At 63.2% G+C, this 21,659-nt stretch carries 18 protein-coding genes; 9 read left to right on the top strand and 9 right to left on the bottom strand.

Annotation, left to right across the window (positions count from 1 at the left end; translation table 11 throughout):
• The first annotated feature begins 57 nt into the window (after positions 1–57).
• The 5 genes from PRJ_RS17715 (at position 58) to PRJ_RS17695 (ending at position 5,516) form a co-directional block, all read left to right on the top strand.
• On the top strand, positions 58–2,358 hold the full coding sequence (locus tag PRJ_RS17715) for a fatty acid cis/trans isomerase (protein ID WP_104962111.1): 2,301 nt from the start codon (positions 58–60) through the stop codon (positions 2,356–2,358).
• Positions 2,359–2,550: 192 nt separating this feature from the next.
• Positions 2,551–3,585, top strand: a complete 1,035-nt coding sequence (locus PRJ_RS17710; protein ID WP_104962110.1) for an acyltransferase — start codon at positions 2,551–2,553, stop codon at positions 3,583–3,585.
• A gap of 58 nt (positions 3,586–3,643) precedes the next feature.
• Entirely contained in the window at positions 3,644–4,228 is a 585-nt protein-coding gene (nfuA, locus tag PRJ_RS17705) for a Fe-S biogenesis protein NfuA (RefSeq protein ID WP_003250416.1), read from the top strand.
• Positions 4,229–4,424: 196 nt separating this feature from the next.
• Positions 4,425–5,033, top strand: a complete 609-nt coding sequence (locus PRJ_RS17700; RefSeq protein ID WP_104962109.1) for an SCO family protein — start codon at positions 4,425–4,427, stop codon at positions 5,031–5,033.
• Positions 5,034–5,516: a copper chaperone PCu(A)C gene (locus tag PRJ_RS17695; RefSeq protein WP_104962108.1), complete on the top strand. Its 483-nt coding sequence runs from the start codon at positions 5,034–5,036 to the stop codon at positions 5,514–5,516.
• A 50-nt stretch (positions 5,517–5,566) separates the two neighbouring features.
• Here PRJ_RS17695 and PRJ_RS17690 read toward each other — a convergent pair whose 3' ends face one another.
• From PRJ_RS17690 to PRJ_RS17655, 8 genes are all read right to left on the bottom strand, one after another.
• The gene (locus PRJ_RS17690) at positions 5,567–5,794 is read right to left on the bottom strand and encodes a hypothetical protein (protein ID WP_003250422.1); all 228 of its coding nucleotides are present in this window, start codon (positions 5,792–5,794) and stop codon (positions 5,567–5,569) included.
• 242 nt (positions 5,795–6,036) lie between these two features.
• Positions 6,037–6,882 (bottom strand): AraC family transcriptional regulator, encoded by an 846-nt coding sequence (locus PRJ_RS17685; RefSeq protein ID WP_003250425.1) that lies wholly within the window; start codon positions 6,880–6,882, stop codon positions 6,037–6,039.
• Positions 6,879–7,193: an AzlD domain-containing protein gene (locus tag PRJ_RS17680; RefSeq protein WP_020193370.1), complete on the bottom strand. Its 315-nt coding sequence runs from the start codon at positions 7,191–7,193 to the stop codon at positions 6,879–6,881. The genes PRJ_RS17685 and PRJ_RS17680 overlap by 4 nt, the downstream gene beginning before the upstream one ends.
• Positions 7,190–7,882: an AzlC family ABC transporter permease gene (locus tag PRJ_RS17675; protein WP_104962107.1), complete on the bottom strand. Its 693-nt coding sequence runs from the start codon at positions 7,880–7,882 to the stop codon at positions 7,190–7,192. The genes PRJ_RS17680 and PRJ_RS17675 overlap by 4 nt, the downstream gene beginning before the upstream one ends.
• Positions 7,883–8,029: 147 nt before the next feature.
• A complete protein-coding gene (locus PRJ_RS17670; RefSeq protein ID WP_104962106.1) occupies positions 8,030–8,725 on the bottom strand; it encodes a sel1 repeat family protein in 696 nt (231 codons plus the stop codon).
• 138 nt (positions 8,726–8,863) lie between these two features.
• On the bottom strand, positions 8,864–9,946 hold the full coding sequence (locus PRJ_RS17665) for a hypothetical protein (RefSeq protein WP_104962105.1): 1,083 nt from the start codon (positions 9,944–9,946) through the stop codon (positions 8,864–8,866).
• Between the two features lie 39 nt (positions 9,947–9,985).
• On the bottom strand, positions 9,986–10,612 hold the full coding sequence (locus PRJ_RS17660; RefSeq protein WP_010953344.1) for a LysE family translocator: 627 nt from the start codon (positions 10,610–10,612) through the stop codon (positions 9,986–9,988).
• Positions 10,613–10,614: 2 nt separating this feature from the next.
• Positions 10,615–11,403, bottom strand: a complete 789-nt coding sequence (locus PRJ_RS17655) for a YqcI/YcgG family protein (protein WP_104962104.1) — start codon at positions 11,401–11,403, stop codon at positions 10,615–10,617.
• 160 nt (positions 11,404–11,563) lie between these two features.
• Here PRJ_RS17655 and PRJ_RS17650 point away from each other — a divergent pair, with 160 nt between their 5' ends.
• Complete coding sequence (locus PRJ_RS17650; RefSeq protein ID WP_003250438.1) at positions 11,564–12,484, top strand: LysR substrate-binding domain-containing protein; 921 nt, start codon at positions 11,564–11,566, stop codon at positions 12,482–12,484.
• Here the strand turns inward: PRJ_RS17650 and PRJ_RS17645 are convergent.
• Positions 12,465–13,361: a LysR family transcriptional regulator gene (locus PRJ_RS17645; RefSeq protein WP_104962103.1), complete on the bottom strand. Its 897-nt coding sequence runs from the start codon at positions 13,359–13,361 to the stop codon at positions 12,465–12,467. The genes PRJ_RS17650 and PRJ_RS17645 overlap by 20 nt on opposite strands.
• A gap of 117 nt (positions 13,362–13,478) precedes the next feature.
• Between PRJ_RS17645 and PRJ_RS17640 the strand changes: the two genes are divergently transcribed.
• The 3 genes from PRJ_RS17640 (at position 13,479) to PRJ_RS17630 (ending at position 21,599) form a co-directional block, all read left to right on the top strand.
• Positions 13,479–14,669 carry an MFS transporter gene (locus PRJ_RS17640; RefSeq protein WP_104962102.1) on the top strand — a complete coding sequence of 397 codons (1,191 nt, stop codon included), beginning with the start codon at positions 13,479–13,481 and terminating at the stop codon, positions 14,667–14,669.
• Positions 14,670–14,735: 66 nt separating this feature from the next.
• Positions 14,736–17,096 (top strand): DNA polymerase II, encoded by a 2,361-nt coding sequence (locus PRJ_RS17635; RefSeq protein ID WP_104962101.1) that lies wholly within the window; start codon positions 14,736–14,738, stop codon positions 17,094–17,096.
• A 78-nt stretch (positions 17,097–17,174) separates the two neighbouring features.
• The gene (locus tag PRJ_RS17630; protein ID WP_104962100.1) at positions 17,175–21,599 is read left to right on the top strand and encodes an NEL-type E3 ubiquitin ligase domain-containing protein; all 4,425 of its coding nucleotides are present in this window, start codon (positions 17,175–17,177) and stop codon (positions 21,597–21,599) included.
• The last annotated feature ends 60 nt before the right edge of the window (positions 21,600–21,659 follow it).

Here is a 21,659-nt window from a genome sequence, read left to right as displayed (position 1 = left end):
CCCAGGACGACCAGGCAACAAATCGTGATGGCTTTCAAGAACCAGGACTTTCCGCACATGGTGCATCGTATCCTTGCCGGCGCCTTCGCCCTGCTCATCAGCGGCGCGGTATTCGGGCAGGCCCCCCAGTCGAGCCCGGCTATTTCCTACACCCGGGACATTCAACCGATCTTCACCGAGAAGTGCGTGGCCTGCCACGCCTGCAACGACGCCGCCTGCCAGCTCAAGCTGGAAAGCCCTGAAGGCGCGGTACGCGGGGCCAGCAAGGTCCCGGTGTACCAGGGCGAGCGGAGCAAGGCGGTGCCCACCACGCGGCTGTTCTACGACGCCCACAGCGAAGAGCAATGGCGCAAGAAGGGCTTCTACTCGGTGCTCGACAACCAGGGCGGTCAGGCCGCGTTGATGGCGCGCATGCTGGAGTTGGGCCACAAGACCCCGCTTACGCCCAACGCCAAGCTGCCCGAAGAGATCGTCCTGGGCCTGAGCCGCAACAACATGTGCCCGTTGCCCCATGAATTCGACGCCTATGCCGGCGCACACCCCAAGGAGGGCATGCCGCTGGCGGTGACCGGGCTGACCGACAAGGAATATGCCACCATGCGCCGCTGGCTGGCCGCTGGTGCGCCGGTGGAGTACCAGCCGATCCAGCCGAGCGCGGCCGAAGCCAGGCAGATCGCAGAGTGGGAAGAACTGCTCAACCGCCCGGGTTCCACCGAGGCGCTGGTGGGACGCTGGCTGTACGAGCACCTGTTTTTGGCGCACATCTATTTCGCTGGCGGCGAGCAAGGCCACTTCTTCCAGTGGGTGCGCTCGCGCACGCCAAGCGGCAAGCCGGTCGATATCATTGCCACCCGCCGCCCCAACGACCCGCCGGGCACGGACTTCTACTACCGGTTGATCCCGGTGCAGGGTGTGATCGTACACAAGACGCACATCACCTACCCGATGGGACCGCAGAAACTCAAGCGCGTGAAGCAGCTGTTCTACGCCGGCGACTGGCATGCCACCGCGCTTCCGGGCTACGGCCCGCGCCACCGGGCCAATCCGTTTGAAACCTTCGAGGCGATCCCGGCCGTGGCGCGCTACCAGTTCATGCTGGATAACGCCGAGTACTTCGTGCGCACCTTCATCCGTGGCCCGGTGTGCCGCGGGCAGATTGCCACTGACGTGATCCGCGACAACTTCTGGGCGCTGTTCCAGGAGCCGGCCTTCGATCGCTATGTCACCGATGCCGAGTACCGGGGCGAGGCTACTCCGCTGCTGGCCATGCCTGGTCAGATCGATGACGTGGGCAGTGTGCTGAGCCTGTGGCACGCCTATCGTGACAAGCGCAACGACTACGAGAAACTGCGCCGTGAAGCCTATGCCGAAATGCCGGCACCGAGATGGTCGACGCTGTGGGCCGGCAACGACAATGCGCTGCTGAGCATCTTCCGCCACTTCGACAGCGCATCGGTGACCAAGGGCCTGGTGGGGGATGTGCCGCTGACCGTGTGGCTGTTCGACTACCCGTTGTTCGAGCGCACGTACTACCAATTGGCGGTCAACTTCGATGTGTATGGCAACGTATCGCACCAGTTGCAGACGCGCCTGTACTTCGACCTGATCCGCAATGGTGCCGAGGTCAACTTCCTGCGCCTGATGCCGGCCGACCAGCGCAAGGCGATCCTCGGCGACTGGTACCAGAACAGTGGCAAGGTGAAGATGTGGATGGATTATGAAGACATCGACACCGACACCCCGAGTGGCGTCAAGCTCGACCCGCGCGACCCCAAGCGCGACTTTGGCCTGAAGCTGCTGCAGCGCACCGGCAGCCTGAATGCCGCGCCGGACCCGATCAATCGCTGCCAGGGCGCGTTCTGCTCACGGCCGCAGATCAGCGAAGAGTTCCGCAATGCCGAGCAGTCGCTCAGCCGTCTGGTGTCGCGCCCGGCGGCCGGGCTGAAGGTGATCAACCAGTTGCCCGAGGCGACCATGCTGCGTATCGAAGGACAGGACGGCCAGCGTCAGGTGTACAGCCTGCTGCGCAACCGCGCGCACAGCAACGTGGCGTTCCTGCTGGGTGAGGCGTACCGCTACCAGCCGGGGCTGGATACCCTGACCCTGTACCCGGGGGTGCTCAGCAGCTACCCGAACTTCATCTTCAACATCCCGACCACGGATGTGCCGGAGTTCGTCGAGGACATGGAGTATGCCAAAGATGACGCGGCGAAGTTCGAGCGCATTGTCATGCGCTGGGGTGTGCGCCGCAGTCACCCGGCCTTCTGGCGCTATTTCCATGACCTGAACAGCTATATCAAGGAGACCGAACCGGTCGAGGCGGGCGTGCTGGACATGAACCGCTACGAGAACCTCTGATCGGGTTGGCTGACCTTTCCGATTTGCTTGCGGTCGGACAGAGTAGGTGGTCTGGATCGATTGCTGGGGGCTGCTTTGCAGCCCTTCGCGGGTGAACCCGCTCCTACGACAGGTACGGCGCTGCTCTCAAGGCTGGCGCTGGCCTCTGCACTCGATACGGGCCTCAATGCACCGCCAAGCGCAGGGTATTCCATGCTGTATTCGCTTCAGGCACTGCGGGCGTTCGCCGCCTGGGTGGTGGTCTGCCACCATTTCATGCAGATCTTCTTCGACTTCCACGCCACCGGCCCCATCGGCCAACTGCTCACCGACCGTGGCGCCGTAGGCGTCGACATCTTCTTCGTCATCAGTGGGCTGGTCATCTACCTGTCGACCCGCGACAAAACCATCGAGCCACGCCAGTTCCTGCTCAATCGGGCGCTGCGCATCGTCCCTGCCTACTGGTTCTACACAGCTCTGATGGCCATGTTGCTGCTGGCATTCAGCCAATGGATGCCACATCAGGCGTTTGACTGGCGGCACCTGTTACTGTCGCTGCTGTTCATCCCGGCGGAAAACCCAGGTGGCTATGGCCTGTACCCGACCCTGAACGTGGGCTGGACGCTGAACTTCGAGATGTTCTTCTACCTGCTGTTCGGCCTGGCGTTCCTGGTACGCCAACGGCATCACCTGCTGCTGGTGACTGCCGCTCTGTTGCTGGTCAGTGAGGTACTGGGGCGCATGGGCGTGGTCAGCCGCTTCTACAACAACGACATCATCTACGAGTTTCTGTTGGGCATTGGTGTCGGTGTACTGTACCGCCGCGGGCTGATCCGCCAGGGCCGGTGGTTGCCGCTGGCGTTGCTGGGTGTGGCGGGCATGGCGATCTACTGTCTGGACGCTTCCCAGCGCTTGCTGCACTGGGGGTTACCGAGTGCGATGGTCGTCCTGGCCTTCGTGGCCATGGAGCCGCTGTTCCAGGGCAATCGGCTGCTCAAGGCCCTTGGCGACTGTTCGTACTCGGTGTACCTGATTCATGTGCTGGTGCTGTATGCCGGTTGGTTCGCCAGCCAGCGGCTGCAGCTGAACCCGTTCCTGACGTTCGCCCTGTGCGTGCCGTCCATTGGACTAATGTCGTGGTTCAGCTACCAGTGGCTGGAGCGCGGCCTGTACCGGCGAATGCAGGCCTGGCTGGCGGCGCAACGGGGGCCGGCCCCTGAATATGCGCTTTCCCGAGTCAATTGCTAGGACTTTGTTCGAAGGCTGGGTTGGCGTACACTTGGCCGCAAGTCTGTGAGGAACCTACATGAGCGCTATAACCATTACCGACGCCGCCCATGACTACCTGGCCGATCTGCTCTCCAAGCAGAATACGCCCGGCATCGGCATTCGCATTTTCATCACCCAGCCGGGCACCCAGTACGCCGAGACGTGCATCGCCTACTGCAAGCCGGGCGAAGAGAAGCCTGACGACACCGCCGTGGGTCTGAAAAGCTTCACTGCCTACCTGGACGCCGTCAGCGTACCGTTCCTGGAAGACGCACTGGTCGACTACGCCACCGACCGCATGGGCGGCCAGCTGACCATCAAGGCGCCAAACGCCAAGGTGCCGATGGTCAACGAAGACAGCCCGATCAACGAGCGTATCAACTACTACCTGCAGACCGAGATCAACCCCGGCCTGGCCAGCCATGGCGGCCAGGTGAGCCTGGTGGACGTGGTCGATGACGGCATTGCCGTGCTGCAGTTCGGTGGTGGCTGCCAGGGTTGCGGCCAGGCCGATGTCACGTTGAAGGAAGGCATCGAGCGCACCCTGCTCGAGCGTATTCCGGAGCTGAAGGGCGTGCGTGACGTGACTGACCACAGCCAGAAAGAAAACGCCTACTACTGAGTGGAAGGCGGTTCCCTTAGCAACAAAGTGTTACGGTTTCAACCCCCGCGACAATAGGCCGCAGCCCATATTCAAAGGGCTGCAGGCCATCCTCGCCTTTGTCGGGTAGAACCCCTCTGGGCGTCATGCCAGAATGCCCCGGTTTTTCGACCGGTCCGTCCCGAGGGCCGGCACCTTCCCTTTAAAGGATGGTTTCATGAATGATCTTTTGACCCGGCGTGCGGTTGTCGCCGGCATGGGCGTTCTCGGGCTTGGCCTGCTGGCAGGCTGCAGCCCGGCCCGGGGGCTCGAGTTCAAGTACGGCAAGAACATGAGCAACGATATCCTCGGGCGCAAGTTCAGCCTCAAAGACCCGCAAGGTAACGTGCGCACCCTGTCGAGCTTCTACGGCAGCATGCCGATGGTCTTCTTCGGCTTCACCCAGTGCCCGGCCGTCTGCCCGACCACGCTGGCGCGGGCGGCGCAGATTCGCAAGCTGCTGAGGGGCCGCGACCGCGACCTGTTCCAGGTGGTGTTCATCACCCTGGACCCGGAGCGCGACACGCCCGAGGTGCTCGATGCCTACGTCAAGGCCTTCGACCCGACGTTCACCGCGCTGACCGGCACCCCCGAGGAAATTGCCGCGGTGGCCAAGGAATTCAAGGTGTTCTACGAGAAGGTTCCGGCCGGAGACACCTACACCATTTCTCACTCGTCCACCAGCTACGTCTACGATACACGTGGCACCCTGCGCCTGAGCCTGGGCCATTCCCTGAACGCCAAGGAATGCGCCGAAGATCTGGTCACCCTGATGGAGATCTGCTGAATGTCGATGCAACCGATCAAACGCGGTCTGGCTGCCCTGGTACTGATGGGGCTGGCCCTGCCGGCCCTGGCCCAGACCACCGTGAGTGATGCCTGGGTGCGTGCCAGCGTGCCGCACCAGCAGTCCACCGGTGCTTTCATGGTCCTGACTGCCAGCAGCGACAGCAAGCTGGTGGGCGTGGCTTCGCCCGTGGCCAAGACCGTGCAGGTGCACGAGATGACCATGAACGGTGACGTGATGGGCATGCGTGAGGTCAAGGCTATCGAATTGCCAGCCGGCAAGGCAGTGACCCTGGACCCGAATGGCCTGCATGTCATGCTGATGGGCCTGCACAATCAGGTGAAGGAGGGTGACAAAGTGCCGCTGACCCTGACCATCGAGGATGCCAAGGGCGCCAAGGAAACCCTGGACGTTCAGGCGCAAGTGCGTGCGCTCAACGCCGACGCAGGTGGTGGGCATGATCACATGCACATGAACCACTGACAGATCAAAGGGCCGCGTTCAGCGGCCCTTTTCTTTTTCAGCTGCGCCTTTCAGCTACGAAAGCGCGGCAGCGGTCTGTCGAGGGTCAGCGACGTCAGGGTCTTGCGAACCTGGGCCTCATCGGCCTCCAGTGCCTTCAGGCTAGCGCGGATCTTGCCGGCGGCGGGCACATCGCCCTGCCGGTCGATCCAGTCGGCAATCTCCTTGCAGGCACTGCTCAGACAGGCCTGGCGCTGGTTCATCAACGACAGAAGGGTGGTGAGCTCTCTTTCGGACATGACAGGATCCTCCATTCAGCCTTGTCAGTGTAGCAGAGGGTTGGTCAGGCTCTTGTGGCCTTTGCAAGGCGCGCTGCGGCAGCTGCAAAGGGCTACTGCCGCGTCTGCATGTTTAAAGTTGATGCTCGTCTCGTGCGTGGGATCCAAGGCTCGGGATCTGAAAGTGACCTGTTGAAGTGCTCAACTGCACAGTCTGGTAGCTGCTGGCGGGTCTGCATTCTCGAGAGGGCGCTGCCGCCCTCTCACGCGCGTAGAGCAGAGTGAACGCAGGCTTGTCGATACGCCCCCGGGGTCACCCCATAGGCTTGTTTGAACTGCCGGCTCAAATGGCTCTGGTCGGCAAAGCCGAGGTCGAACGCCACTTGCGAAGCGGCCAGGCCGTGCTTCAGCATTTCGCGGGCGCGGGCCAGGCGGCGTTGCTTCAGCCAGGCATGGGGTGGCAGTCCGGTGGCCTGGCGGAACACCCGGGCGAAGTGGAACGGCGACAGGTTGACTGCTGCCGCCAGCGCTTCCAGTGAGGGCGGGTCGGCCAGTTGGCTTTCCAGCAGTTCGCGGGCGCGGGCTACGGCGAGGGGTTCGTGGCCAGGGGCCGAAGGCTCGGCGCACTGCCCGTGCCGCTGCACCAGGGCCAGCACCGCCTGGCGCCAGGCCGTCTGCTGCTGCAAGGCGCTGGCGCTGGCTTCGGACAACTGATGCAGCTGGCTGAACGCGAGGGCCAGGGCCGGGTCATGGATCACGCTGTCCTTGAAGCTGGGCATGCCGTGGCGGCCCAGTTCCAGTTCGTCAAGCACACCGGTCACCCGCTCGTGCTCGGGATAGAAGCCGCGATAACGCCAGCCGGCTTCATGGGCCGTAGCGCCGGTATGCAGTTCGTCGGGGTTGATCAGCACCATGCTGCCGACCGGTGCCAGGTGCTCGCTGCCGCGGTGCCAGAAGCGCTGGGCGCCCGACTCGATCACGGTGAATACATAGCCCTCGTGCACATGCGGGGCGAAGCGCTGCTGATAGTAGCGAGCGTGCAGCATCTCGACGTCGCCAAGGGCTGGCGCCTGCCAGAGGTGTGTCTGCTCGCGCAAGGGCGGGCTCATGCCAGCCAGCTGCGCAGAAGGAAGAAGATCAACATGCTCACCAGCATGCTCAGCAATACGCTGCGGGTCAACAGCACCAGGGCGATGGCCACAAGGGAGCCCAGCAGGTAGGGGTTGAGCAGGCTCAGGTTGAGCTGGTGGTCAGCCATGAAGATGATCGGGCCGCAGATGGCGGTGAGCATGCCCGGCACGGCAAAGCCGAGAAACTGCCGGGCATTCGAGCTCAGACGCAAGGGCAGGCGCGGCTCCAGGAATGCGTAGCGGTTGAGGAACACGATGGCGCCCATGGCGAATATCAGGATCCAGGTCATGCGCGGACTCCGGCGAATTTCTGGCAGATGAACCCGGCGCTCATGCCCAGCAGGCCTGCGACCACCAGGGCGGTTTCCCAGTGCCAGTAGCTGAACAGCACTGAACAGAACAGCGACACGGCTACGCACACCACGGTGGCCAGGTTGCGCACCAGCGGGGCGATCAGGGCGACAAAAGTGGCGACAATGGAGAAATCCAGGCCGAACTGGTCCAGGTGTGGAATATTCTGGCCCAGCAGTATGCCGGCCAGGGTGAACAGGTTCCAGGCAATGTAGAAGGTCAGGCCCACCCCCAAGGCATACCAGCGGTTGAATTGCTGCTGGTCGTACTGGCTGGTCAGGGCGAAGAATTCGTCGGTCAGCAGAAAGCCCAGGCCCAGGCGCCAGCGCAGCGGCTGGCTGGAAACTACCGGGCGCATCGACAGGCCATACAGCAGGTGCTGCGAGGTCAGCAGCAGGGTGGTGAGCAGGATCGACGCCAGGTTGGCACCCCCCTTGAGCATGCCAATGGCCACCAGCTGCGCGGCGCCGGCGAAGACGATGGCCGACAGCCCTTGCCCCTGCCAGGCGCTGAGGTTGGCCTCGATGGCCATGGAACCGGCCAGCAGGCCCCAAGGGGCAACGGCCAGGGACAACGGGAGAATGGCAATGGCGCCGTGAAGAAAGGCTTGGCGGGCGATGTGGGGCATGATGGCTGCATGGCGGCTACGTGGCAGGCCAGCATGACAGACGGGGCAGGGGATGGCTTGAACGATCTTGCTGGTCTAGGCGTGTTCGCCTCAACCTCAGTGGCCAACTGACAACAGGGCCGCAAGGCGGCCCCGAATGACCCTGGGTTATGGGCGGCTGGTCAGCAGCTGTTGCGCCGTTGCGCAGCCATTGATGTCTACGGCTTTCTGCAGCAGGCTCGTGCGCTGCTGTGGGTCGAGGTCGCCAAGCAGACGGTACACCTCGGCCTGGTAATCGCGCTGACGCCCCCACAGCATCTCCAGGCCTTGTGGCCGGCTGCGGTTGCAAGCCAGGCGTGTGGCCGGTTGCGGGTAGTAGGGGGCGTACACGGTGGCCATGCTGGGGATGGCCTCCAGCGCTGTACGGTACTCGCTGCTGACGTTGTAGGGCCGGCACCAGGTGGCAATGGCTGGCGCCGGTGCGGCAAACCCCTGCTGGAGGCTGGCTTCGAGCAACGGGCAGGCGGCCTCCGGGATTTGCGCGGCGGGCAGGTACGTCATGTAGTACAGGGCCAGGCGGTACTGTGCGACCGGGTGGCCAAGCTCTACCGATTTTTTCAGCAGGGCAACCGCTGTCGGCAAGGTGTGAGCCATGGCCTGGCCCTGGCGGCTAAGCTCAGGGTCGCCGCCTACTGCGGTGCGCAGCGTGCTGTTAGCGTCGCCCTGGTCATCGGCCTGCTCCAGCAGCGGCAAGGCCTGACGGTAGAGCAGGTCGGCATGAGGGTCGATGCGTACCTCCAGCGCTTGCGCGACCAATGGCATCAGCGCAGCCAATAGCGGGGGCAGGCGCCGCACAAGGTTCACAGGCAAACCCCATGGATGGCCAGGTACGGAAGGACGGCTTCGGTGTTCATGGCGGTCAAGCGTGCGCCTCGGGCAAATCGTAACGACGACGTATTCTAGCCACCCAAGGGGGGTGGCCGGAAGACCACCCGACAACTGTCAGACGAGCTTGATCGGCGTGACCTTGCGCTGGGCATGTTTTTCCTGGGCCAGCCCAAGCTTGGCGGTGATCACCTTGGCCAAGGCATTGTTGCCCAGATCGTTCAGGTGCAGGCGGTCGATGAACAGGTCAGCGCCGAACACAGGCGAGCTATCGAGCATGCAGTTCATGTCGTAGCAGGGCACCGGGTCGGCCTGGCTTTTGATGCGGCGGAAAAATGCCGAATGCAACTGTCTGTCGAACGCGCCCTCCAACAGCCGGTCGAAGTTCGCCGGTTGTTGCTGCAGCGCGGTCAGCATGGCTTGCTCACCGGCGGGCAGAGTATCCCGGCACCAGGGCAGCAAGGGTTGCAGGATGAAGGTGAGCGTGGCGTGGCTGTCTGCCAGCAGGCGATCCCATTGGCGCAAGGTACGGCCAATGTTGTCGGCGGCACGGGCCAGCCGTTTTTCCGGGGGCGACAGTGGCCAGCTGACCGGGGGCGCGGCCACAGGAGGGGCCAGCGCTTGTCCGATGCGCCGCCACAGCGACTGCCGACGGGGTGGTGCACAGGGCTGCAGGCCTTCGCTGAAACTGTTGAGAAAGGCCTGGTAGGCCTTGGCGTGCTGCGGGTCGTTGGTACCCGCGAGGACTTCGTGCAGGGCTTCGTGGGCCAGGCTGTTGAGGCCACTGAGCACCACCACATGGCCGAGCAGGCCAAGGCGGTGCTGGTGGGTCAGGAACATCATCAATTCCTGGGTGGCGTTCAGCCCGCAGCCGGCCAGGCTCAGCCAGACTTCGCCCGTGAGCATCGACAGGTGCGAGGCCACCGTATGTTCGTCGGAGCTGGCGCCGATGCCCAAAGCTGTGGAGCCGCCGACCAGCAGGTTGATGCGCGACGCACCACCGTGCTCGGCCGCCGAAAAGCGCTTGCCGGCGCAATGGCTGTAGCGCAGGCCAAGGGCATCGGTGTTGATGGTACCGGACCGGTAGCCGGTTTCGTGCACATGCAGGGTATAGGGGGCACGGCGACTGCCCAACAGGAGAAAGCGCTGGTAGTCCTGCTGCAGCGGCGAAGGAGACGGGCGCGTGTCAGTCGTGGTCATGGTCTCTCCTTCGCTGATGCCGGGTGCTTTGCAGCAGGTTCAGGCCGCCAGTTCCTTGAGGTTGTACAGCAGGCCGCCGGCGGCGATCAGCAGCAGGGCGACGCCCGACGCCAGGCTGATGATGCGGTTGCTGCGCTGCGAGGCGATCTTGCCGATGGCGAAGATGTACAGGCTGAGCACGGCGAAATCGATGGCCACCCACAGTAGCGACAGCACCACCATGCTCTTGCCGAACGATTCGGTGATCTGAATGAACTGCGGGAAGAAGGCGATGAAGAAAATGATGTCTTTCGGGTTGGAAATGCCCACCATGAAGCCTTGCATCAGCCCGCCGCGCCCAGCCTTGGGGGCCTCGCTCGCCGCGTCTGACGCAGGTGCCTGCAGGGCGTCCCTCAGCGTGCCCACGGCAATGTAGCCGATGAACAGGCAGCCCAGCAGGCTCATGGTGCTGAGCCATGTTTTGTCGATGGCGGCACTGGTGAGGATGATCCACGCTGCCGCGCCAATCAGCACCAGTGATGCCCAGTTGGTGCCGACGGCGGTGAACATGGCCTTGCGCGAGCCGGAGGCGGCCGCAGTGTTGACGATCAGTGCAACCACCGGGCCGGGAGTGGCGATCAGTAGCAGCACGGTGAGGGCGTAGGTGGCGGTGAGTGCGGTATTCACGGTCAGTTCTCGATCAGTATGTCGGGTGTCGGCTGGTGTGCGGCATGGGCGTGGAACGGGCAGCGTGACGGGTTGAGCGAGCCTGCCTCCTGCAGTTGATACTGCTTCCACTCGTAGTTGTCGGTATCGCCGAAAAAGCCAAGGGTGTCGGGCACAACGCCGTCGTTGTAGTGATGCACGCGCTCGCGAATGCGCTCGCGGATGCGCTTGCCACTCTCGGTGTTGGCGTTGGCCACTTCGTCGAAGTTCTCCCGCGGGTTGATGACGAAGGTGATGTGCTGGCCCAGGTTGCGGCTTTTCATCTGCTGGTGGCCGGGGAAGTTCATGTTGATGAACAGCGGCATGCCGGCATAGCAGAACGACCAGCCGGTATCGTCGGGATCGGTCGGGATGCCTTGAGGCCAAGGGTGCGGGTCGCGCGCATGCACGCCGCGCAGTACCTTCCAGGCCAAGGCCTGCTGCTCGGCCAGGCTGCTGCCGGAGGCGGTTTCGAGAAACACCACCAAAGGGCTGCCGATGCGCTGCTTGGGTGCGATCGGTGCGACGGTGCGCACATAGTTGGCCAGGCCCTGCGCGATATCATCGGCCAGTTGCTCGGCGCGGGCGAAGAGAATGTGGCAGGTTTCGCCGTTTACCGCCTTGCGGCCGAACAGGCAGGGGAATTCGGGGTTGGCGAGAATACTGCGAAAGTGTTCTATGGTTTTGAACGTCCAGTGTTGCATGGTGTGACCATGTTCAGCGGCAAGCTCCAGCGCATCCAGGCGATAGCAATTTCCATATCCCGTAAACATGATTTCCCCAGGCGTTGATTTAAGTGAACGTTCCAGTCACATGCAGGCAGGATCTTGGTTATGTTTGTTATTTACCTGCATTTTCCGAGACGCTCTTGTCGTTGTAAAACGCGTGGAGTTATGACCTACTATTAGTCCTACTCATGCTCGGGACGCCGCCATGTCGGAACGGATTCAGGCTTTGCACGCGTTACGTGCCTTCGAGGTGGCCTCTCGCTATGGCTCTTTCACCCGTGCGGCTGAAGAGCTGGCCCTGACCCAGGGCGCCGTCAGCCACCACATCAAGACCCTCGAAGCCCTGTTCGGCTGCGACCTGTTCGAACGTCGGGGCCCGAAGCTGAGCCTGACCGAGCACGGCCGCCTGCTGGCGCAAGAGCTGAAGGTCGGTTTCAAGATCATCGAGAATGCCTGCGCACTGCTGCGTCAGGATCGCTATGGCCTGCGCCTGAAGGCGCCGTCCACGCTTACGGTGCGCTGGCTGCTGCGGGCGCTGGATGCGTTCAAGAAGGTCGAGGACAACTGCAGCGTGCAGCTGTCCAGTGTGTGGATGGATATCGACAGCGTGGATTTCTATTCCGAGCCCTACGACTGCGCCATTCTCCTGGCCAGCGGGCGATTTCCCGCCGATATCGAGAGTTTCAAGCTGTTCGATGAATGGCTGATCCCAGTATGTCATCCGGATTACATGACGCAGGCACAACCGCAACTGTCCGACCTGCCCCGATGCGAGTTCCTGCACCCGTCACCCGACCGGCGTGACTGGCGGCGTTGGCTGGCGCGAATGGATGCGCTGGACATCAGCATCGACCAGGGGCAGGTGTTCGATACTCTCGACCAGGGCATATCGGCCGCCCAGCAAGGCCTGGGCATTTCAGTGGTCGATCTGGTACTGGCCAGCACCGACCTGGCCGCCGGGCGCCTGGTCACGCCTTTCAAGCATGCCGTGGCCACCGGCGACGGTTACTACATGACCTGGCTCAAGGCCAGCCCAAAAGCGCGGCAGATGCACAAGCTGCGTGACTTCCTGCTCGGCCAGGTACCGCCGCTGGCCTACAAGGACATCAACTACCTGTACGGTTGAATACCCGAGCGAGCATGAAGTCGATGAATACCCGCAACTTTGGCGGCATCTGCCGCCCGGACGGCCACAGCAGATAGAAGCTGCCGCGCCGTTCCATGAAGTCGTCGAGGACACTGACCAGTGAGCCATTGGCCAGTTCGCGACCCACGTTGAAGTCCGGCAGACAGGTAATGCCGCGGTGGTTCAAGGCAAAGCAGACGCGTGTTTCGACGTGGTTGCAGACCATCGAGATGGGGATGTCATAGGCTTGCTCGGGATGCTCCTGGCGCAGCGGCCAGGTTTCCAGCTTGCCGTTGCTGGGGAAGCGATAATGCAGGCAGGTATGCACCGCCAGGTCGCGTGGGTGCAGGGGAGTGCCGCGTTCGCGCAGGTACTCGGGCGAGGCTACCAGGCGGTGCTGAAAGTGCCCGAGGAATTTGGCGCTGAGCCGGGAATCCACCGGCTGCCCGCCGCGCATCACCACATCGAAGCCTTCGCCGACGATATCCACCATGCGGTCGGAGAAGTCCAGGTCCAGTTCAACCTGTGGGTACAGTGCCATGAACTCGGCCAGGGCCGGCATTACCAGTCTGGTCACCTGCGGCATGCTCACCCGCAGGCGCCCGCGCGGCGTTTCGCTGGCCTGCGACAGCTCCTGCTCGGTGGCTTCGATTTCGGCAAGGATGCGCCGGCTGCGCTCGAGGAACATCGTGCCCTCGGCGGTGAGGGTGATGCAGCGTGTGCTGCGATGGAACAGGCGCACGCCCAAGCGGCTTTCCAGGCGCGCCACGCGCTTGCCCACTGCCGAGGCACTGATCCCCAGTGACTGGCTGGCGGCAACGAAGCTGCGGGTTTCGGCCACCCGGTTGAAGACCACGAAGCCGCTGAGGCTGTCCATGTCGCACTCCTGATTGCGGACGCTGATGTCCTGGGTTAGCGGCATTGTAACCGTCTTTTTCCGCAATGGCCTTGTCTTGCAGACTGTTCGCCTCGTTTCTCACTCAAGGCATTTGCAATGTCCCAGACATCTTCCGCACCGTTGCTGGCCGCCAGCAACGAACGTCTGCCCGTTGGCGGTCTGCTGGCGCTGGCCATGACCGGTTTCATCGCCATTCTCAGCGAAACCCTGCCGGCGGGTCTGCTCGACCAGATCGCCGATGGCATGCACATCAGCCAGGCCATGGCTGGGCAATGGGTCACGGCGTATGCCTTGGGCTCGTTACTGACCGCCATCCCGTTGGTGACGTTGACCCAAGGCTGGTATCGGCGCCGGGCGCTGTTGCTGGCGATCATCGGCTTCGTGCTGTTCAACGGGCTGACGGCCTTGTCGGACTCCAACACGCTGACCCTGGTGCTGCGCTTTTTCACGGGGGCTGCGGCCGGCCTGGCATGGGGCCTGATCGCTGGCCATGCCCGGCGCATGGTGCCGGTGCCGTTGCAGGGCCGGGCCATGGCCCTGGCCATGCTCGGGCAGCCGATTGCCTTGTCGCTCGGCTTGCCGATTGCGACCTGGCTGGGAGCGGGGCTGGGCTGGCGCGCGACATTCGTGGTCGTCACGCTGGTGGCGTCGCTGCTGGTGGTGTGGGTGTTGCGGTCCGTGCCGGACTACCCGGGGCAGGCTGCCGGCAAGCGCCCGGCGGCAATGCAGGTATTGCGCACGCCGGGGGTGTTGATCGTATTGCTGGTGATCCTCACCTGGATCCTTGGCCATAACATTCTCTACACCTATATCGTGCCGTTGCTGGCGGCGGCTGGCATGGCTGCGGACATTGGCCCGGTGCTGATGGTGTTTGGTCTGTCGGCGCTGGCCGGGATCGGCCTGGTAGGGCTGCTGGTCGACCGGCACCTGCGCAAGCTGGTGTTGCTGAGCCTGGCCGGTTTTGCCTTGGCCACGCTGGCATTGGGGCAGGCATCGTCGTGGCTTGTGTACCTGAGCATCGCCTTGTGGGGAATGACCTATGGCGGCGCCCCGACCCTGCTGCAGACAGCGTGCGCCGACGCCGCAGGCCCGGGTGGTGACGTGGCGCAGTCGATGCTGGTGACGGTGTGGAACTGCGCCATTGCCCTGGGCGGGATCATTGGCGGATTGCTGCTGGCTGGGGCCGGCGTGGAGTGGTTTGGCGGGGTGGTGCTGGTGTTGATCGCCTTGGCATGGCTGCTGGCCGTGGCCGGGCGGGGGAGCGGTTTTGTGGCGGGTAGGCGCTAAAACACTCATGTCAGGCACGACACAGGTAGAATAACGCCATCTACAGACAATCCAGAGGTCGACGCAGTGGAGTTGCAGCAGGGTTTTGTCCTGACCCGGCACTGGCACGATACGCCGGAAGGCACCTGCGTGGAGTTCTGGCTGGCCACCGATGCCGGGCCGCGGCTGCTGCGGCTGGCGGCGCAGGAGTCGGTGGCTTTCATTCCTCAGGCGCAGGCCGAGCACGCCCGTGTGCTGCTGGCCAACGAAACCGGGACGAAGCTCAAGCCACTGCGCCTGAAGGACTTCGAGCATCGTCCGATGCTCGGCCTCTATACCCGCCAGCATCGCCAGTTGATGCAACTGGAGCAGCGTCTGCGCACGGCCGGTATCGACGTGTTCGAGGCCGATATCCGGCCGCCGGAGCGTTACCTCATGGAGCGCTTCATCACGGCGCCGGTGCAGTTTACTGGCCTGCCGGATGCGCAGGGCGTTTACCGTGAAGCCCAGCTCAGGCCGCTGCCAGGCTATCGCCCGGCACTGCGCCTGGTGTCGCTGGATATCGAGACCAGCGAGCGTGGCGAGCTGTACAGCATCGCGCTGGAGGGCTGTGGCCAGCGCCAGGTGTACATGCTCGGCCCGGCCAACGGCGATGCCAGCGGGCTTGACTTCGACCTGGAGTATTGCGCCGATCGCGCCGCCTTGATTACCCGGCTCAACCAGTGGATGGCCAGGCATGACCCGGACGCGATCATTGGCTGGAACCTGGTGCAGTTCGACCTGCGCCTGCTGCATGAGCACGCCAAGTCGTTGCAGGTGCCACTTGCCCTGGGGCGCAACGGTGCGGTCATGACCCTGCGCAGCCATGCCGGTGGCGGCCATGTCTTCGCCGATGCGCCGGGGCGGCTGCTGATCGATGGCATCGAGGCGTTGCGTTCGGCCACCTGGAGCTTTGCCTCGTTCAGCCTGGAGAACGTTGCCCAGACCCTGCTGGGTGAAGGCAAGGCCATCGACACGCCGTACCAACGCATGGACGAAATCAATCGCCGCTTCGCCGAAGACAAACCGGCCCTGGCACGCTACAACCTGAAGGACTGCGAACTGGTCACGCGCATTTTCGCCCATACCCGGCTGCTCGACTTCCTGCTCGAACGGGCCTCGGTGACGGGATTGGCCGTGGACCGCAGCGGTGGGTCGGTAGCCGCGTTCTGTCACTTGTACATTCCACAGATGCACCGCCTTGGCTTTGTCGCGCCCAGCCTTGGCAGCCGGCCGGACGAAGCCAGCCCCGGCGGGTTTGTCATGGATTCGCGGCCAGGGCTTTACGACTCGGTGCTGGTGCTGGACTACAAGAGCCTGTACCCGTCGATCATCCGGACCTTTCTCATCGACCCGGTCGGGCTGATCGAAGGCCTGCGTCAGCCTGGCGACGCACATTCGGTCGAGGGCTTTCGCGGTGGGCGGTTTTCACGCACACAGCACTGCCTGCCAGCCATCGTCGAACGGGTGTGGCAGGGCAGGGAAGCGGCCAAGCGCGAGGGCAATGCGCCGCTGTCGCAGGCCTTGAAAATCATCATGAATGCCTTTTATGGCGTGCTTGGCTCCAGCGGTTGCCGTTTCTTCGACCCGCGCCTGGCGTCCTCGATCACCATGCGCGGCCACCAGATCATGCGCCAGACCAGGTCCCTGATCGAGGCGTGTGGCTACGATGTGATCTACGGTGACACCGACTCCACCTTTGTCTGGCTCAAGGGTGCCCACGCCGAGGAAGACGCGGCGCGCATCGGCCGCGAACTGGTGGCAAAGGTCAACCAATGGTGGCAAGCCCATCTGCACGAGACCATGAACCTGCACAGCGCCCTCGAACTGCAGTTCGAGGTGCACTACCGGCGCTTCCTGATGCCCACTATCCGCGGCACCGACGAGGGCAGCAAGAAGCGCTATGCCGGCCTGGTGCAGCGGGCCGACGGTGCTGAAGAAATGGTTTACAAGGGCCTGGAGTCGGTGCGCACCGACTGGTCACCGCTGGCCCGGCAGTTCCAGCAGGAACTCTACGGCCGTGTGTTCCGCAGCGAGCCCTACCGTGATTATGTACGCGAGTATGTACGGCGCACGTTGGCGGGGGAGCAGGACGAACTGCTGGTTTATCGCAAGCGCCTGCGTCGCCCGCTGGCCGATTACCAGCGCAACGTGCCGCCGCATGTGCGTGCCGCACGCCTTGCCGACGACTACAACAAGCGTCTGCAGCGCCCTCTGCAGTACCAGCGTGGGGGCTGGATCAGTTACGTGATCACCACCGCCGGCCCTGAGCCGCTGGAAAACCTGCAGGCACCGATCGACTACGATCACTACATCAGCCGTCAGCTACTGCCGGTGGCCGACGCCATCCTGCCCTTTGTCGGCGATGATTTTGCGCGTCTTACCGACCATCAGTTACTGCTGTTCTGAACAGGTGGTAGATAGCTAGGCGTCAGGCTGACGCTACAGTCTTCAGACTCGGCCCTCCATGTCGTCGCGGAGGCAGAGATGCAGAACAATAGCCGTCAACCATCGGCTGCGGTCGATACCCTTGCCATGGCCCAAGCGTGCCAGGACCACTACATCGCACAGCGGCTGCCGGCCTGGATGAAGCGGCTGAGCGTGGCCGAATTTACCCTGCTGAGCGAGGCGCTGCCTGAACTGCTGGCCTGCCGTGCAGGCTTGGCGTCAGCGCTGGCGCGGCTAAGCAACCTGAATGCATTTGCCCGGCCCTTGCTGCAGCAAGCGCTCGGTGCCCACGGCGACCTTGATGTCGATCGCCTGTACTTTCGCCAGTGGTACACCTTTCCCTCACACACGATCCATTATGTAACCAGTCGGTTTCCGGTTGTCGGCAGCGACTACTACGACATTCCTCTGCTCGAGGCCGCTTTGTGCAATTTCACCGCAGACCAGCAGCGCGACCAGGCACAGGGCAATTGCCTGGTCGATGTGCGCGGCGCAAGGCGCAGTGAGCTGTCTGCACCGGGCTTCGCCAGGCTGTGTCGAGCGCTGGATCTTGGGCAGAAGTACCAGGCGCATCTGGATTCGGTACTTCAGCCCGAAGTCAGGGGATTGCTGACGCGACGGCAACGCTACAGCATGCTGGTGGATGCCCTGCAGGCCAGGGCGCAGGGCATATTGAGCGCAGACGAACTGCAGTGGGTGGTGGCGCTGTGCATGAAGGACACGCTCGGCAAGCTCGAAGGCGCATCGGTTCGCGTGCGCCAGTTGGCGGTGTTCGGTTGCCGCTTGCAGCAAATCGTCGTGCTGGACGTGATCGACGCGGGCTTGCTGTTCAACACCAGCAAGCGCGTGCTGGTCTATGTACCGGGTGACCCGCACGGCCCCTGGAGCGTGAGCAGCGACCTGGAAGATTATGCCCGCCGGGTGCTTGGCAAACGCCTGCGCAAAGATGACTACCGGCGTTTCTTCAACCGCTTCGTGCGCCGACGCGATAGCCAGCGATTCTTCTCGGCCGTCAGTGAGCGGCTCGATGACGTGCCCGGCTGGGCAACCCGGGACCTCGATGAGCAGACCTTTGCCTATCGCCTGCCATTGTTCGAGCACCTTGCTGACGACTGGGTCGCGCGGATCAAGGACGATGCTGCGATCATCGCCCCGCCCGTGGCCTTGCTTGATCGCGAGGTCCAGGCCGAACACGCCCGCCGTTTGCGTGCTGAAGGCTGGACCCTGTTGGGTGTCGCAGGGTTCTTCGTACCGGGCATCGGCGCGGTGTTGTTGGGGGTGATGGCCTGGGAACTGCTTGAGCAGACGTTCCAGGCTGTAGGGGACTGGCAGGAAAACGAACGCAATGCAGCGCTGGCGCACCTGCTGAATGTAGGCAAAGGGCTGCTGGCTGTCGGGGCAACCGTTGCGGTAGTCGCCACGGCCCGACGCGCCTGGAGTCTGGTGGACAACCTGGTACCGGCGCAGCTGGAAAACGGTGAGGAAAAACTGTGGAACGCAGACCTCGGCCCCTATCGCTGCGAAAGCCCGCCAGACAAGGCGGTGCCGGACATGGAGGGTGTGCACCGTGTTGGCGAGCGCCGCTGGATCAGCATGGACGGGCACTGGTATGAGATGACCTGGCACAACGACGATGAACAGTGGCAACTGCTCCCTTATCAGGGCTATGCGCCGCCACTGCGTCACAATGGGGCCGGTGCGTGGCGGCTGTGGTGCGAACAGCCCGCCGAGTGGGGCGACACACGCCAGTTGTTCCGCCGCCTGGGCGGGTCATTCAGCGACCTCGACGACGCGCAGATCGACCGGTCGCTGGCGATTCATGGCCTGGATGATCAGCATCTGCGGGCATGGCATGTGTATGGCCGACCGCCGGAGGCCGCGCTGCTAGACACCGTCACACGCGTGCGGCTCGCTGGCAGGATTGGTACGTTGGTCAACCAGTTGCGCGAGGGCGGTGTAACCGCAGACCCGCAACTGCTGGAGCGGGTCATGCGCCTTCCACAAGCCGCCGGCAAGGAAGGAGCAGCGTTGGCCGATGTGGCTTGGGCCGGGCGACGAGAACTGCTTCAGGCGTTGTACGAAGAGCAGAATCCCGACACTGAAACTGGCCGCCTCTTACGACAGAACTTTGCCAGCCTGCACCGCTTGGCCGCGGATGAGGTGCTGCGCGATGCCAGCGAGGATGACCTGCAGCTTTTGCGTGAGACGGGGCGTGTGCCGTTGCTGATGGCCGAGGCAGCAAGGTTGCAGGTTGCGCGGATTCGAATGGCGCGGGTGTACGAGGCGCTGTGCATCGATACGCCGCAAAACCTCGACCTGGCGCGTGTGGTCCTGAACCTGCTGGTGCATGTGCCGGGGGCTGGCGGGCCGGGGTGGCGATTGTACGACGGTGATGCCAGCGAGCCGTTACTGGCGGTCGAGGGATCGGCGCAGACGTTTGACCTGCTTCATCGTCATGGGCTGTTCCGCCTGCGTACCCCAACGCACACGGTTGCCGGTGAGAGGGGCGAGTTGTTCGAGACCTTGGCAGCAGCCTATGACGACGCATCGCAAGCGGCCATCGGCCAAGGCCAGCCCTTCGTGCCTGCGTTGCGCCAGGCGCTGACCAACGTTGCTTTCGACCAGCGCCAGACCGTGGTGAACCTGCTCAGGCTGGAACAGCCGAGCGGCTCGTTTCTAGCGCCGCAACGTCTTGCTGATGGCCGGATTGGTTACCCCATGGCGGGCGGCAGGCTCTGGGGGGCGTTAGGGCGAAACAGGCCAAGGGCGCTTCAGGCCCGGTTGCGAGACCTGTACCCGGCCTTTACCGACGAACAGATCGGGCGCTGGTTGGCCTCAAGTGACGCGCAGGCCAGGTTATCTATGCTGGAGCAGCAATATGGGGTGCTCAAAAGGCACTTGACCCAGTGGGCACGCAGTGCCTTGCTGTCACCAGAGCTGGCCGCCCGGCGTGAGTTCAGAAAGGGGCTGATCAACTGCTGGCGCTGTCTTGTGCCGGAACTGCAAGGGCAAGCGGCACTGGACGACGGGCGCTTCATGCTGACCCAGACCATCAGCCGCTTGCGCCATCTGCCAGCCCTGCCCGCGCAAGTGGGCTTTCCCCACGTCTCGATCCTGGCCTTGCGCGCCATGCGCGTGGAGCACGTTCCGGATGAGTTTCTGCGGGCGTTTCCCAACTTGCGCAACCTGGAAATCACCCATTGCCGACTCACGCGTTTGCCATTGCCTTTGATGCTTGCCCAGAAGCTGGAGGTACTCGACTTGTCCGGTAACCAGATCACGCTCGACCAAGGCCAGGCGTTGGTCTTGGCAGATTGCCGGTCCCTGGTGTACCTGAACCTTTCGGACAACCCGTTACGCAGGGCATTTTCCGTCCAGGCAATGACCGAGCTGAATGCCCTCTACCTGTCAAACACCCAGATGCCCGGGTTTCCCTACGGGCTGATGGACGCGCCAGAACTGCACACCCTGAACCTCAGCGACAACCGTATTTCTGAACTGCCCGAGGGTTTTCATCAGTCGCAGTTGTGGCGTTCGGGCAGGGTCGAGCTTTCCGGCAATCCGCTGGAGGCAGCATATGACGGGGTTTCAACCTGGCATTTGCTTGAGGCCAGTCGCGTGCCTTACCGGTTGCGCTTTCTGGATGCGTTACCTGGCGAACGTCGAGAGGAAATGGCCGCACTGTGGGCCCATGTGGAGTCCGAGGAGCAGTCGGAGGAATTCTTCAATACCCTGTCGATGCTGACAGAGTCGGGTGCCTTCAATCGCTCATCGACCGCGTCCGCGCTCGCGGCCCGTGTGTTCGACATGCTCCAGGCGATGTCTGAGCATGATGCCCTCAGGCATGAGCTGTTCGAGCACGCAGCGGCGACCGGTTGCCAGGATAACGCCACCGCTCGTTTCGCTGACCTGGAACTGCGACTGATGATATGGCGCACGCGGCACGGTGAATCTGCCCGGCGGCCTGAGCTGGCCTTGCTAAGGCTCGGTGCCGGGATGTGGCGCTTGGCGTTGCTCGATCAGCTTGCCGCTGAGCATGCCTATCGGGTGGGGGCGGGCGCTGAGTCGATCGAATTTGCCTTGGCCTATCGAATCGCCTTGCGCAATGTCCTGGACTTGCCTGCCCAACCCGGTGAAATGCTTTATGCAGGTATCCCGGCGCTGAGCCATCAGGACCTTCTCCTGGTCCGTGAAAGGGTCCTGATGAAACAAACCCGGGAAGATATCGCTCATTATCTGTCACGGCAGTGGTTCTGGCAGGATTACCTGCACAAGACTTTCCCGGTTCGCTTGCAAGTGCCACCCTCCATGCACGCTGAACTGGAACGGCTGATGGCGTTGGGAAATCGGGAAGAGGATATCGCACGGCTGCAGACCAGCAACCAGCAGCGCGAGCATGCGGTATTGCTGCAGTTGACGCTGGAGGCGCTGGACCGGAATACGGTGCAGCGTCCGCTCAGCTAGCGGGTTGGTGGTTATCTGAACGCAGGCATTAGCTATATAGCGCCTGGCGGGGAGCAGGCA

It is taken from the genome of Pseudomonas sp. XWY-1, assembly GCF_002953115.1.
In the GTDB taxonomy this organism is placed as follows: Bacteria; Pseudomonadota; Gammaproteobacteria; order Pseudomonadales; family Pseudomonadaceae; genus Aquipseudomonas; species Aquipseudomonas alloputida.
The sequence above is the reverse complement of the archived record's forward strand: the minus strand, read 5'-3'. Positions and strand labels throughout refer to the sequence as shown.

Bases quoted from the DNA above. Each gene is read 5' to 3' on its own strand.
- PRJ_RS17715 (WP_104962111.1), top strand. From the start codon at position 58: ATGGTGCATCGTATCCTTGCCGGCGCCTTCGCCCTGCTCATCAGCGGC.
- PRJ_RS17630 (WP_104962100.1), top strand. From the start codon at position 17,175: ATGCAGAACAATAGCCGTCAACCATCGGCTGCGGTCGATACCCTTGCC.
- PRJ_RS17695 (WP_104962108.1), top strand. From the start codon at position 5,034: ATGTCGATGCAACCGATCAAACGCGGTCTGGCTGCCCTGGTACTGATG.
- PRJ_RS17645 (WP_104962103.1), bottom strand. From the start codon at position 13,361: ATGGACAGCCTCAGCGGCTTCGTGGTCTTCAACCGGGTGGCCGAAACC.
- PRJ_RS17690 (WP_003250422.1), bottom strand. From the start codon at position 5,794: ATGTCCGAAAGAGAGCTCACCACCCTTCTGTCGTTGATGAACCAGCGC.
- PRJ_RS17680 (WP_020193370.1), bottom strand. From the start codon at position 7,193: ATGACCTGGATCCTGATATTCGCCATGGGCGCCATCGTGTTCCTCAAC.
- PRJ_RS17640 (WP_104962102.1), top strand. From the start codon at position 13,479: ATGTCCCAGACATCTTCCGCACCGTTGCTGGCCGCCAGCAACGAACGT.
- PRJ_RS17710 (WP_104962110.1), top strand. From the start codon at position 2,551: ATGCTGTATTCGCTTCAGGCACTGCGGGCGTTCGCCGCCTGGGTGGTG.
- PRJ_RS17665 (WP_104962105.1), bottom strand. From the start codon at position 9,946: ATGACCACGACTGACACGCGCCCGTCTCCTTCGCCGCTGCAGCAGGAC.
- PRJ_RS17655 (WP_104962104.1), bottom strand. From the start codon at position 11,403: ATGTTTACGGGATATGGAAATTGCTATCGCCTGGATGCGCTGGAGCTT.
- nfuA (WP_003250416.1), top strand. From the start codon at position 3,644: ATGAGCGCTATAACCATTACCGACGCCGCCCATGACTACCTGGCCGAT.
- PRJ_RS17685 (WP_003250425.1), bottom strand. From the start codon at position 6,882: ATGAGCCCGCCCTTGCGCGAGCAGACACACCTCTGGCAGGCGCCAGCC.
- PRJ_RS17675 (WP_104962107.1), bottom strand. From the start codon at position 7,882: ATGCCCCACATCGCCCGCCAAGCCTTTCTTCACGGCGCCATTGCCATT.
- PRJ_RS17700 (WP_104962109.1), top strand. From the start codon at position 4,425: ATGAATGATCTTTTGACCCGGCGTGCGGTTGTCGCCGGCATGGGCGTT.
- PRJ_RS17650 (WP_003250438.1), top strand. From the start codon at position 11,564: ATGTCGGAACGGATTCAGGCTTTGCACGCGTTACGTGCCTTCGAGGTG.